General features: G+C 63.4%; 14 protein-coding genes. 8 read left to right on the forward strand and 6 right to left on the reverse strand.

Annotated elements, in window-relative coordinates; all coding sequences use genetic code 11:
• Positions 1 to 196: 196 nt before the first annotated feature.
• Together EOC93_RS29460 and EOC93_RS29465 are read right to left on the reverse strand one after the other, a co-directional pair.
• Positions 197 to 1,147 (reverse strand): extensin family protein, encoded by a 951-nt coding sequence (locus tag EOC93_RS29460; protein WP_127206369.1) that lies wholly within the window; start codon positions 1,145 to 1,147, stop codon positions 197 to 199.
• Positions 1,148 to 1,222: 75 nt separating this feature from the next.
• Entirely contained in the window at positions 1,223 to 1,648 is a 426-nt protein-coding gene (locus EOC93_RS29465) for a DUF3775 domain-containing protein (protein WP_095488890.1), read from the reverse strand.
• Between the two features lie 207 nt (positions 1,649 to 1,855).
• On the opposite strand from EOC93_RS29465, the gene EOC93_RS29470 reads away from it, so the two are divergent.
• On the forward strand, positions 1,856 to 2,392 hold the full coding sequence (locus tag EOC93_RS29470; RefSeq protein ID WP_095489220.1) for a tetratricopeptide repeat protein: 537 nt from the start codon (positions 1,856 to 1,858) through the stop codon (positions 2,390 to 2,392).
• 285 nt (positions 2,393 to 2,677) lie between these two features.
• Positions 2,678 to 3,151 (forward strand): transcription elongation factor GreA, encoded by a 474-nt coding sequence (greA, locus tag EOC93_RS29475; protein ID WP_065012064.1) that lies wholly within the window; start codon positions 2,678 to 2,680, stop codon positions 3,149 to 3,151.
• A 65-nt stretch (positions 3,152 to 3,216) separates the two neighbouring features.
• On the opposite strand, the gene waaC is transcribed toward greA, so the two are convergent.
• Genes waaC through rfaD form a run of 3 tightly spaced genes read right to left on the reverse strand, consistent with a single transcriptional unit; the run spans position 3,217 to position 6,118 of the window.
• Positions 3,217 to 4,191 carry a lipopolysaccharide heptosyltransferase I gene (gene waaC / locus EOC93_RS29480; protein WP_095488891.1) on the reverse strand — a complete coding sequence of 325 codons (975 nt, stop codon included), beginning with the start codon at positions 4,189 to 4,191 and terminating at the stop codon, positions 3,217 to 3,219.
• Positions 4,188 to 5,195 carry a lipopolysaccharide heptosyltransferase II gene (waaF, locus tag EOC93_RS29485; protein ID WP_095488892.1) on the reverse strand — a complete coding sequence of 336 codons (1,008 nt, stop codon included), beginning with the start codon at positions 5,193 to 5,195 and terminating at the stop codon, positions 4,188 to 4,190. The genes waaC and waaF overlap by 4 nt, the downstream gene beginning before the upstream one ends.
• Positions 5,168 to 6,118: an ADP-glyceromanno-heptose 6-epimerase gene (rfaD, locus tag EOC93_RS29490; RefSeq protein ID WP_126105316.1), complete on the reverse strand. Its 951-nt coding sequence runs from the start codon at positions 6,116 to 6,118 to the stop codon at positions 5,168 to 5,170. Before rfaD ends, waaF begins: the two co-directional genes overlap by 28 nt.
• Before the next feature lie 165 nt (positions 6,119 to 6,283).
• Here rfaD and EOC93_RS29495 point away from each other — a divergent pair, with 165 nt between their 5' ends.
• From EOC93_RS29495 to EOC93_RS29510, 4 genes are all read left to right on the forward strand, one after another.
• The gene (locus EOC93_RS29495) at positions 6,284 to 6,916 is read left to right on the forward strand and encodes a LysE family translocator (protein ID WP_127206370.1); all 633 of its coding nucleotides are present in this window, start codon (positions 6,284 to 6,286) and stop codon (positions 6,914 to 6,916) included.
• A gap of 151 nt (positions 6,917 to 7,067) precedes the next feature.
• Positions 7,068 to 8,558, forward strand: coding sequence for a D-glycero-beta-D-manno-heptose-7-phosphate kinase (gene rfaE1, locus EOC93_RS29500; RefSeq protein WP_127206371.1), 1,491 nt, complete (start codon positions 7,068 to 7,070; stop codon positions 8,556 to 8,558).
• 7 nt (positions 8,559 to 8,565) lie between these two features.
• Positions 8,566 to 9,138, forward strand: a complete 573-nt coding sequence (locus EOC93_RS29505; protein ID WP_095488895.1) for an SIS domain-containing protein — start codon at positions 8,566 to 8,568, stop codon at positions 9,136 to 9,138.
• Positions 9,131 to 9,796 carry an HAD family hydrolase gene (locus EOC93_RS29510; RefSeq protein ID WP_127206372.1) on the forward strand — a complete coding sequence of 222 codons (666 nt, stop codon included), beginning with the start codon at positions 9,131 to 9,133 and terminating at the stop codon, positions 9,794 to 9,796. Before EOC93_RS29505 ends, EOC93_RS29510 begins: the two co-directional genes overlap by 8 nt.
• Here EOC93_RS29510 and EOC93_RS29515 read toward each other — a convergent pair.
• Positions 9,793 to 10,278, reverse strand: a complete 486-nt coding sequence (locus EOC93_RS29515) for an Lrp/AsnC family transcriptional regulator (RefSeq protein ID WP_127206373.1) — start codon at positions 10,276 to 10,278, stop codon at positions 9,793 to 9,795. The genes EOC93_RS29510 and EOC93_RS29515 overlap by 4 nt on opposite strands.
• 259 nt (positions 10,279 to 10,537) lie before the next feature.
• Here EOC93_RS29515 and trxB point away from each other — a divergent pair, with 259 nt between their 5' ends.
• Both trxB and EOC93_RS29525 read left to right on the forward strand, forming a co-directional pair.
• Positions 10,538 to 11,512 (forward strand): thioredoxin-disulfide reductase, encoded by a 975-nt coding sequence (gene trxB, locus EOC93_RS29520; protein ID WP_127206374.1) that lies wholly within the window; start codon positions 10,538 to 10,540, stop codon positions 11,510 to 11,512.
• Positions 11,513 to 11,584: 72 nt separating this feature from the next.
• Positions 11,585 to 12,124, forward strand: a 540-nt coding sequence (locus EOC93_RS29525) for a LysR family transcriptional regulator (protein WP_164759322.1), incomplete at its 3' end; no start/stop codon positions are given.

A 12,124-nucleotide genomic window follows, 5' to 3' on the forward strand; every position in this document is an offset into this window, starting at 1 on the left:
ATCCCTGTCCCCGAACTTGATCCCGATCAGGCTCTGTCTAATTGTTTGATCATGATCTTTCTCCGAAAACCGGATCCCACTTTTCGGGATCATGATCAGATGAGACAGAGCTTAACCGCCAAGAGTAAAGGAAAAATCAGCGGCCGCGTTTACGGCTGCGGCCAAATTGCAGCGCGCATGTCGGTCCGGGATCATGTCACTGGCAGAAGGTGCCGCCGTTGCGACGCGGGGCGAGATCGAGATGGAGATGCAGCGAATGATCCGCATCGCTGCCCGGGCCAAGCACGGTCTTGAACGGTCCGCAGGCTGCCTTGCGCACCGCGTTCAGGAATTTCGCGTCCTTTTCCGGCGGCACCGGGCCGACGTCGATCTTTCTGCCGTTCGAAAGCGTGAAGCTGGCGATGTCGAGCGCGTTGCCGAAAGCATGTTCCGACAGTTTCCCTCCGCCATGGCGCGGCCGGCAGACAAAGGCGGATGCCTGGCTAAGCGACTTGAGATTGGCGCCGAGCTCGGCCTTGGCCGCCGGCTGGATGATATCGATGGCGAAGCGCGCGGCGGCCTCGGCCATCTGGCAATTCAGCTCGGTTTCGGGGCCGATAGCAACGGATCTGCCCAACGTCTTCAGCGCGATCGGATAGGGGATCGAGCAGCCGACCGCCGCATCGTGCTCGGCCTTGCGTTCCTCGAAGTCGACGCCCATCGACTTCAGCCGCCTGCGGCAGGCAAGTTCCTCCTCCGGCATTTTTTCCTGCGGCACAGAGGCCGAGCGCGGGTCGGGAGGGATTTCTTTCCCCTGCGCTTGCGCCGGCTTCTCCGGCGGTTTCGGGGCGGTGGCCGGCGGTTCCGCCTCGGCGGGCTTTTGGCTTGGCGCTGGAGCGATTGCCGGTGGCTCCGGCCGGGTTTCCTTAGGCTGGTCCTGCTGGTTCAGCGTGTCGGTCGCGGGAGGCTTTGGCACATCAGGGCGCGGCTCGGGAACCGGCACGTCGGCAGGTGCGGCCTCTTGCGCCGATTGCGATCGATTGAACTCCGGGACGGGCACGGTTTCAGGCAATTCCGGAGCTTGGGCCAGCGCCGCTCCTGCGAACAGTATCGCCGCCGCCAAAGGCAGCGCCAATCTGAGCAATCCGGGAAGGGTGAGCGCCGCCATTCGATCTTAACGGCGGGCGAATGCGGAAGTTGCCCTGAATGAGGGTTTGGCCGATCACGAACGGTAACCGCGGCGTTACGCACCGATCGCTTCCAGCCCTTCCTCCAGCCAGTCGGCCAGCAGCGGCATGCCGAGCAGATATTTCGCCGTGCGCTTATTGGCGCGCTCGCGTGCGGCCGTCAACGCGTCCGTCCATTCCGAGGCGTCGTAGTCGCCGCGGCCAACCCAGGCGAGTGCTACGAGTTCGGCCGCCTCATCGACGTTGAGGTCGTTGATCAGCTCGCGCAGTTCTTCTTCGGTGAGGTTTTCGGAGCTTTCCTCGACGAGACCGTCATGGTGGTGGTTGTCGTGCGCCTGGCCGTCGAGCTCTACCTCGTGCTCGGCGCCATCGGCATAGTCTTCGTTGACGGCGGCGCTCAGCGCCTTCGCCTTGAGGATGAACAGGCGCACCGTGTCGGGACCGATCGAAAGCTCCCATTCCTTTTCAAGAGGCCGCCGCACTGGCATTCTCCGTATACTCCGTTTGCCGTTTGCCGTATGTTGGATGATAGCGAATTTGCAGCGCTCGTCACGTCATGTTCGGCTCTTCAATTTTTGCGGCCGGCACGGACCGTTTCCAAAACGTTTCAGCAGGCCACGAGTTTTTCCGGGATGAAACGGCTTTTGCCCGGCGTTAGTCCTGCATTGTCATGCTTCAAGGAGGCTTCGATGCGCAGACGATTGCTGATTCAGGTTCTGGCGGTTGCCGCCTTGCCGCTGTTTGCTGTTCCGGTGTTTTCGGCCGGTGAAGGTGGGGGCGGGAGCGACCAGACCACCACCCAGTGCAAGAAAGGCACGGTCTGGGACAAGAAGCTGAAGAAGTGCGTTGCACCCAAGCAGGGCATGCTGGACGACGACAACATCTATGAAGCCGGCCACGCGCTGGCGATGGCCGGACGTTATGATGAGGCTATCGCCGTGCTCAGCCTGGCCGCCAACAAGCAGGACCCACGCATCCTCAACTATCTCGGCTACTCGCATCGCCATTCCGGGCGCGTCACCGTCGGCCTCGGCTACTACGAGGAAGCGCTGCGCATCGATCCTGATTACACGCTGGTGCGTGAATATCTCGGCGAGGCGCATCTGCAGATCGGCGATCTCGCCGGCGCCCAGAAACAGCTCCGCGAGATCGAGAAGCGCACCGGCAAGGGATCTCGTGAATACGGCATGCTGTCTGAGCAGATAGACCATTTCATGAAGAGCTGATTCGACTTCAAAACGCTCTCATACCGGCTGCGAGCAATCGCAGCCGGTTTTTTGTTACCGCTCGCCCTGCCGGCCGCGCTGCCGTGACGGCATTTCCACAAATGGGCGGGTGAATTTTTAAAAACCGATTTTTTTGGCGTGAAAAACCCGCGAAGATTGCTATATTGGGGGAAATTGCGGTGAGACGGTTCCGTTAGCCCGAGGCTGCCGGACCGTTTTCTTTTTGTACCCATCGACAAGGTCGCTCCCGGAATGCGGGGGCGGCGGCAGGAAAGGTCAGGCATCATGAACAAGGTCCCGATGACAGGCGAGGGGTTCGCGTCATTGAAGGAAGAACTGCGCTGGCGGCAGCAGGAAGAACGGCCGCGCATCATCGAAGCGATCTCCGAAGCGCGCTCGCATGGCGATCTTTCCGAAAACGCCGAATACCACGCGGCGAAAGAGGCGCAGAGCCTCAATGAAGGCCGCGTCAACGAGCTTGAGGACTTCATCGCGCGTGCCGAAGTGATCGACGTCACCAAGCTCAGCGGCGAAAAGGTCAAGTTCGGCGCGACCGTGGTGTTGGTCGACGAGGATACGGAAGAGAAGAAGACCTACCAGATCGTCGGCGACCAGGAAGCCGACGTGAAGTCCGGCCGCATCTCGATCTCCTCGCCGATCGCGCGGGCGCTGATCGGCAAGGAAGTCGGCGATGCGATCGAGGTCAACGCGCCAGGCGGTGCGCGGGGCTACGAGATCGTCCAGGTGCAGTTCATCTAGGGCCTGTTGATAATTCTACTCTGGCGGCCGACTAGCGACTCGCCAGAGCGAATTCTGAAAAGGTCCTATGTCGCGGCCTGCGATTTGAGCGCCAGCAGCCTCTCGGCCTCCGCCACCACCTCCGCAGGCGCGACGTGACCGCCAGGCGCAGCCAGCAGCGTTGACGAGAACGGCCCGCGCGGGCCGGTCAGGCCGGGTTCTGTCGCCAGAAACACGGCGACGGTGGGCAGGCCGAAGGCACTGGCGAGGTGAGTGAGGCCGGTGTCGGCGCCGATGATCAGCACCGAGCGGCCGATGATCGCGGCGATCTCGGCAAGCGGTAATTTCGGCACCAGCACGGTCTGCCGAACGGCCGCGGCAATCGCTTCGGCAACCGCCTTTTCTCTGTCGTTAGACCAGGTGGTGACCGGCGTCATTCCTCTCTCCACGAGAAGCCCGGCAGTCTCGATCCAGTCGCCTACCGGCCATTTCTTGTCCTCGCGGCTGGTGCCGTGCAGCAGCAAGGTGGGGTTTTCGCCGACAAAGGTCGAACCGCCGGCTGGCGGCACGATGCCGGACTCAAGCCTGGAAAAATCCGGTTCATAGCCGAGCGCCAGCCCGAACAGGCGCCTTGTGCGTTCGATGGCGTGCAGATCGCGCGGCACGGCATAGCGGCGGTCGTAGAACAAAGTCGCCGAAGGCTCGCGGGCGCTCGAGCGGTCGAAGCCGGCGATCGGCGCCGCGGCCAGTTTCGCCACCAGGGCCGATTTCAGCAATCCTTGCGCATCGATGACGAGATCGTAGCGGCAATCGCGCAAGGCGCGACGCAATCTTGCCGCCTCGCGCCATGTGCCGCGGCCGAGTGGGCCTGTGCGCCAGCGCCGGATCGCCACGGTGTGGATGGTTGCGATGGCTGGATGCAGCGCCACGATGCCGGCAAAGGCTTCTTCCACGCACCAGTCGAACGATACGTCCGGCCGGTAGCGGCGAGCATCCTCGACGGCCGGAAACGTGTGGATGACGTCACCCATCGAGGATGTCTTGACGATGAGCACCCTCATGCGGCGGCCGGCATTTCCAGCAGCCGTTCCGCTGCTGCCGCGACCTGTGACACCTCGAGCGTCTTCAGGCAATTGAGATGGCCGAGCGGGCAGATTTTCTGGTGGCAGGGCGAACAGGACAGGCCGAGCCAGACCAGTTCGCGCTGCTCGGCGAGCGGCGGCGTATTCTCAGGCGAGGTCGAGCCATAGACGGCAACGATCGGCGTGCCGACCGCGGCGGCGACATGCATCAGCCCGCTGTCGTTCGATACCGCAAGCCTGGCCGCGGCGATCAGGTCGATGGCGTCCTCCAGCCGCGTCTGGCCGGCGAGGTCGACAACCCCTGGTGCAAGCGTAGCGATTTCCGCCGTCACCTCGGCGTCGTTCTTCGATCCGAACAGTGCGACCCTAAAACCTTTCGCCATCATGTCGCCGGCAAGACCGGCATAGCGTTCGCTCGGCCAGCGTTTGGCGGGCCCGAACTCGGCGCCGGGCATAAGTGCCACGAATTTGTTCGCCTCCAGCCCGAAACGGCCCAGCAGTGCCGCCTGGTTTTCTGTGTCGATGGCGAGCCTCGGGGCCCGGAACGTGCCCCCTTGGGCGAGGCCGAAATAGGCCTGCGCCGTGCGCCGTTTCACCTGGTCGGGCAAGGGAACGATATCGGTCAGCAGCCCGTAGCGCATTTCCTTGAGATGGCCGATGCGGCGCGGAATGCGGGCAAAGAACGGGACCAGCGCCGACTTCCAGCTTCCAGGCATGATATAGGCCATGTCGTAATGGCCGCGCAGCAGGCGGCCGAAGCGCCTTCGGGTGCGGAATTCCAGTGCGCCGGATTTCAGCGGCAGTTCGACCTGCTGGCGTATTTCGGGCATGCGCTTGACCAGTGGCGCCGCCCATGCCGGCGCCAGCACGTCGATCGCGGCGTTCGGGTGAAGCTCCCTCAGCGCCGAGAACAGGCACTGCGCCATCACCATGTCGCCCACCCAGCGTGGGCCGATCACGAGGATCGTTGGGCTTTCAGCCATTCGACATAGTCTCTGACGCCGGTTTCCACTGTGCGAAACTGACCATTGTAGCCGGCGGCGCGCAACCGGGACATATCAGCTTGCGTAAAGCTCTGGTAGCTGCCCTTGAGGTGGTCGGGGAAGTCGATGAACTCGATCTCGCCTTTGCCCAGCGCGCCGATCACCGTTTCGGCAATGGCGCGGAACGGCTGGGCAAGGCCGGTGCCGCAGTTGAAGATGCCGCTTAAGCCGCGTTTCCACAGCCACAGATTGACGTCGGCGACATCGCCGACATGGATGAAATCGCGGCTCTGCTCGCCGGGTCCGAAACCTTCATAGGCGCCGAACAGCTTCGGGTTCTGGCCTTGCTCGACCTGATTGAACAAGTGGAAGGCGACCGAGGCCATGGCGCCCTTATGCGCCTCGCGCGGTCCGTAGACGTTGAAATAGCGCAGGCCCGCCACCGGCGAATGATCGGTATCGAAGACGGTGCGGCGGACATAGTCGTCGAACAGCTTCTTTGAATAGGCATAGACATTGAGCGGGCGTTCGCATTCCGGCTCCTCGCGAAACTCGGCGCCACCGCCGTAGACCGACGCGGAGGAGGCGTAGAGGAAGGGCACCCGCAGCGCGAGGCAGGCATGCAGCAGCCGCTTCGAATAGGCGTAGTTGACCTCCATCATGAACCTGCCGTTCCACTCGGTGGTGGTCGAGCAGGCGCCCTGGTGGAAGACGGCCTCGATGCGGCCAAGGTCCCCCGCCTCCATCCGCGGCAGGAAATCGTCCTTGTCGAGATAATCGGCGATCTGCAGATCGGCGAGATTGGCGATCTTGTGGCCGTCGGTCAGGTCGTCGACGACGAGGATGTCGCTAATCCCTTCGGCGTTGAGAGCGGCAACGATGTTGGAGCCGATCATGCCGGCGCCGCCCGTGACGATGATCATGAAAGCCTCTGGTATCTTGTGCCGATTCCGGCCCTTATAGGGGAGGCTGGCGAGGCTGTCGATAAAGCAGGTCGCAATCCGGCGGCTGGGTGAGCGTCACAGTGCCGCCGCAAAGCAATCGCTTCAGTCGGCGACTCACCGGCGAAGCGCGACAGGAGCAAGGCAATGCCGTCGACCGAACTGCTTATCGCCTTCTTCGCCACCACGGCGATCTTTGCCTACATTCCCGGTCCGGCGATGCTTTACGCTGCTGCGCAAACCATGGCGCGCGGCCGCTGGTCCGGCCTGACGGCGGCGCTGGGCATTCATCTTGGCGGCTATGTGCATGTCATCGCCGCTGCTGCCGGGCTGTCCGTGCTTTTCCACGCGGTGCCGACGCTCTACGTGGCGGTCAAGCTGGCCGGCGCGCTCTATCTGATCTGGCTGGGTGTCTCGCTGTTCCGCGCCAGGGCGCAAGACGATGCCGTCATCCCGGGCATTGTGCCGAAATCGGCCCGCCGCGCCTTTTTCGAGAGCATCACCGTCGAGGTGCTCAATCCCAAGACGGCGATCTTCTTCATGGCGTTCCTGCCGCAATTCATCGACGCGTCGGCGACATTTCCCGTCTGGCTTCAATTCCTCGTCCTCGGGACGATCGTCAATTTGATGTTCTCCTCGGCGGATGTCATGTGCGTGGTATTGGCAGGCGCGCTGATCACCAGGCTGCGGCGCTCGAGCCACGCGCAGCGCCTCATGCGGCGTGCGGGCGGTGCGGTGCTCGTCGGATTGGGCGTTCATGTGGCTTTGCAGAAAAGCTGATCCGCCAACCGGCGTTGACTCTGATCCGCTCGGCGCCCGCCGTTGCGTTGGGCCGAATTGCGGTATATCGGCTTCGCCATGAACGACCAGCCCTGCCAGTCCAGTGCTTTCGCAGCACCGGGACCGGTTCCCATTGCACGTCGCGGATGACATGAGCGAGCAATACCTGCCTTCTCCCGAACCCCTTCACCGTGCCATCTCGCGGTTCAGCAGCGTCACCGTGCTGGTGGTCGGCGACTTCATCCTCGACCGTTTCGTCAACGGCGTCATCGAGCGGATTTCACCTGAAGCGCCTATTCCGGTGCTGCGCGGGCGTGGCGAAACGTCGGCGATGGGCGGCGCCGGCAATGTCGTCTCCAACATCGTCTCGCTCGGCGCTGCGGCGATACCGGTCTCAGTGATCGGCAACGATCATGCCGGGAACAATCTCATGCGAATGCTCGCCGAGCTTGGTGTCGACACCGGCGGCCTGGCGCAGGACGCGAGCCGCATGACGTCGTCGAAAAGCCGGTTCAGCGCGCTCAACCAGCAGGTGCTGCGCTTCGACGAAGAGGAAATCAAGCCGCTGGGCGACGCGGAGCGGGCGACGCTGGTCCGACATTTCCGCACCGCGCTCGCGCAAGCCGACATCGTCATCCTATCCGACTACGGCAAGGGCATGTTGCTAGACGGCGTCGCCGGCGAGCTGATCTCGATCTGCCGCGAAGCGGGAAAGCCGGTGCTGGTCGATCCCAAGGGCCGTGACTATGCGTGCTATGCCGGGGCGACGGCGATCACCCCCAATCGCAAAGAACTTGGCGAAGCGGTCGGACGCGCGGTGTTTGCCGATGACGAGATCGTGGCCGCGGCGCGCGAGCTGATCTCTGCACATGGCTTCGATTTCGTCGTCGCGACGCGCAGCGAAAAGGGCATGAGCGTCGTCGGCGCGGACGATGCCCGGCACATCGCCACGCAGGCGCGGGAAGTGTTCGACGTTTCCGGCGCCGGCGACACTGTCATTGCGACGTTTGCGTTGGCTCTTGCCGCGGGCGCCGACCGCATCATGGCCGCCGCCATCGCCAATGCGGCGGGTGGCGTGGTGGTGGGAAAGCGCGGTACCGCGCGGCTGACGGTCGAGGAACTCACCGGCGCGTTGTTTCGCTCGCACGGACCGATTGCCCACAAGGATGCAATCCTCGATGCCGCCGCCGCTGCCCGGCTGGTGGCGACGTGGAAGGACGAAGGCCTGAGCGTCGGCTTCACCAATGGCTGTTTCGATATCCTTCACGCTGGCCATGTCAGCCTTTTGCATGCGGCGCGCAGCCAGTGCGACCGGCTGGTTCTCGGCCTCAACAGCGATGCCTCGGTGCGCCGGCTGAAAGGGCCGGGGCGCCCGGTCAACGACGAGCATGACCGCGCCTGCGTGCTGGCGGCGCTTGCCTCGGTCGATGCCGTCGTCGTCTTCGAGGAAGACACGCCGCTCGGCCTGATCGAGGCGCTGAAGCCCGACATACTGGTCAAGGGCGCCGATTATACGATCGATCAGGTGGTCGGCGCCGAAGTGGTGCAGAAGGCGGGCGGCCGCGTTGTGCTGGTCGATCTCGTCGCCGGCAAGAGCACCACCGGCACCATCGGCAAGTTGCGCGCCGGCAGTACAAACTGAGGGTTTCATGTCCGAACTGAACGATTACCTGGTCCGCTCGGCGGCCGCGATCACCGCGATGGTCGAGCGCGACCTCAGCAGCGAGATGGAGCGGGCGGTTACCGCTGTCGTCGCCGCACTTTCGCAAGGGAAGGCGCTGCTGATCTGCGGCAATGGCGGCTCGGCGAGCGACGCAATCCACATCGCCGGCGAACTGGTCGGCCGCTTCCTGAAGGAGCGCAAGGCCTACAACGTGATCGCGCTACCGGCCAATGCGGCGGTGCTGACCGCCTGGGGCAATGATTACGGCTTCGACACGGTGTTTTCACGCCAGGTCGAGGCGCATGGCGCGGCGGGTGCTGTGCTGCTCGCCATCTCGACCAGCGGCAACTCGGCCAGCATCCTCGCCGCCGCCGAACAGGCGCGCATGATGGACATGACGGTGATCAGCCTGACCGGCGACACCGGCGGCAAGCTCAAGCCGCTCTCCGACATCCTGCTCAACGTGCCCTCGACCTCGACGCCGATCATCCAGCAGGGGCATCTGTGCCTCTATCATCATCTGTGCGAAATGGTCGAAGCGCGCCTCTGCGATGGCTGACATCGGCCCTGTCGTGAGGTCGAATCCATACCCGCTCGAAGAGCCGGGCCTGTGGGTCGAGCGGATCGGTACCTCGGTCTTTCCAGCCGGCACGCGGGCGCTGTTCCTCGATCGTGACGGCACCGTCAATGTCGATACCGGCTATCCCAGCGATCCAGCTGACATCGTGCTGCGGCCGGAGATGCTGCCGGTGATCCGAACGGCCAACCTCGTTGGCCTTCCTGCGATCGTGGTCTCCAACCAGTCGGGCATAGCTCGCGGTTATTTCGGCTGGCCGGATTTCGCCGCAGTCAATGCTCGGCTGCTGGCGCTTCTCGAAGCACAGGGTTGCCGGATCGATCTGGTGCTCGCCTGCGCCTACCATTCGAGCGGGACGGGTGAACTGGCAGCAGGTGACCATCCGATGCGCAAGCCAAATCCGGGCATGCTTCTGCGTGCCCGCGATCTGCTGGGCGTGGATATCAGCCGATCAATCATCGTCGGCGACAAGGCCGATGACATGGAAGCCGGACGGCGAGCCGGGCTTCGCGAGGGCTGGTTGGTGCGCGGCAAATTCAATCGAGTCGCTGGCGATAGTACGTTCACGACGCGCAAACTGACGACCGGTAACGATCACAGCAAACTCTGCGACGCCATCGCCGAACTCGGCCGGGATTAAGTTCTCACTTCGCTGAAAGCCACCAGGCCCTCGTCCTTGACGCGGCGGATGGTCAGGGCCGTCCGCACCGTGTCGACATTCGGCGCCGAGGCCAGCTCCTCGATGACGAATGTCTGGAAGGCGCCGAGGTCGCTCGCCACGCAATGCAGCAGGAAGTCGGATTCGCCCGACACCATCCAGGCGTCGCGCACGATCGGCCAACCGCGGGTGCGTTCGGCGAAGGTTTTGAGCTCGGCGTCGGCCTGGTGATGCAGGCCGATGAGGCAGAAGGCGACGACGTCCAGGCCGAGCGCCGGCGCATTGAGCAAGGCGCGGTAGCCGCGGATGATCCCGGTCTCTTCCAGCCGCCTGACACGGCGCAGGCATGGCGGCGCCGAAATGCCGACGCGGCCGGACAGCTCGACATTGGTCATGCGGCCGTCGTGCTGAAGCTCGCGCAGGATCTTCCAGTCGATGGCGTCGAGATCGGCTTTGAGCGGCATGGATACCTTCGGCGCTTCACGCAAGAATCTTTCGTGATTTTGTAATTAAACGACTTTGGTGTCCATTCCATCCCTTCAGCCGGTGATTTTCGGACAGTCACTGCGCAAGATGTTCATGGATCGTCTGTTTGTGCCGAAGCTTTCCGGGGACGAAGGCCAGGTCGTCTTGCTGGCGTCGCCTGCAACACCTAGATTAGGGCCGATATCGATCCCTGTGCCGGACGCTTCATTCGCGTCCGGTTGTTGTGAAAGCCCTGCTATGACCACCAAGCATGCACCCGTTCTCATCATCGGCTCCGGTCCCGCCGGCTATACGGCGGCAATCTACGCCGCCCGTGCCATGCTGAAGCCGATGCTGGTCGCCGGTCTGCAGCAGGGCGGTCAGTTGATGATCACCACCGATGTCGAAAACTACCCGGGCTTTGGCGATCCGATCCAGGGTCCGTGGCTGATGGAACAAATGTTGAAACAGGCCGAGCATGTCGGCACCGACGTCATCAACGACATCATCACTGAGGTCGACCTCAATGTGCGGCCGTTCCGCGCCAAGGGCGATTCCGGCACCACCTATACCGCCGACGCACTGATCATTGCCACCGGCGCGCAGGCGAAATGGCTGGGCATCCCGAGTGAACAGACCTTCATGGGCTTCGGCGTGTCGGCCTGCGCCACCTGCGACGGCTTCTTCTATCGCGGCAAGGATGTCGCGGTGATCGGCGGCGGCAATTCGGCGGTGGAGGAGGCGCTCTATCTTTCCAACCTGGCAAAGAGCGTGACGGTCATCCACCGGCGCAGCGACTTCCGGGCCGAGCGCATCCTGAGCGAGCGGCTGTTCAAGAAGGACAATGTCCGCATCATCTGGGACACCGTTGTCGACGAGATCACCGGCCAGTCCGGCAAGATGCCGCTGCCGCCGTCGGTGGAAGGGCTGAAGCTGCGCAATGTGGTGACCAGCCAGGAGATGCATCTGACGGTCGACGGCGTGTTCGTGGCGATCGGCCATGCGCCGGCGGTCGAGCTGTTCGCCGGCAAGCTGAAGCAGAAGCCGAACGGCTATCTGTGGACGGCGCCGGATTCAACCTGCACCGACGTGCCGGGCGTGTTCGCCGCCGGCGACGTGACCGACGACATCTACCGCCAGGCGGTGACGGCGGCGGGGCTCGGCTGCATGGCCGCGCTCGAGGCGGAGAAGTACCTTGCCGGGATCGAAGTTCACCGCGAAGCAGCGGAGTAGGGAAGCGGCCGAGAAAAGCCGCGTAAAAGCCTGATTTTTCATTCAGACGCCAAAAACAGAACGAGGGGCATCATGGCGTTGGACTGGGACAAGCTACGCGTGTTTCACGCTGCCGCGGAAGCTGGGTCGTTCACCCATGCCGCCGAGACACTGCATCTGTCGCAATCGGCGATTTCACGGCAGGTCAGCGCGCTCGAACATGACGTCGGCGTGCCGCTGTTCAATCGCCATGCCCGCGGCCTGGTGCTGACCGAGCAGGGTGAGATGCTGTTCCGCACGGCGCATGACGTGCTGATGAAGCTGGAGACGATCAAGTCGCGGCTGACCGAGGCCAAGGACCGGCCCTCCGGCGTGCTCAGGGTGACGACCACGGTGGGGCTCGGTGCCGGCTGGCTGACCGAACGCGTGCAGGAATTCATCGAGCTCTATCCCGAGATCAGCCTGCAGTTGATCCTGGCAAACGAGGAACTCGACCTCACCATGCGCCGGGCGGACTGCGCGATCCGGCTGCGCCAGCCGCAGCAGCCTGATCTCATCCAGCGCCGCCTGTTCACCGTGCATTTCCATCTCTACGCGGCGCCCTCCTACGTCAACAAGTATGGCAAGCCGGCG

The sequence above is a fragment of the Mesorhizobium sp. M6A.T.Ce.TU.002.03.1.1 genome (assembly GCF_003997275.1).
Lineage (GTDB): Bacteria > Pseudomonadota > Alphaproteobacteria > Rhizobiales > Rhizobiaceae > Mesorhizobium > Mesorhizobium mediterraneum.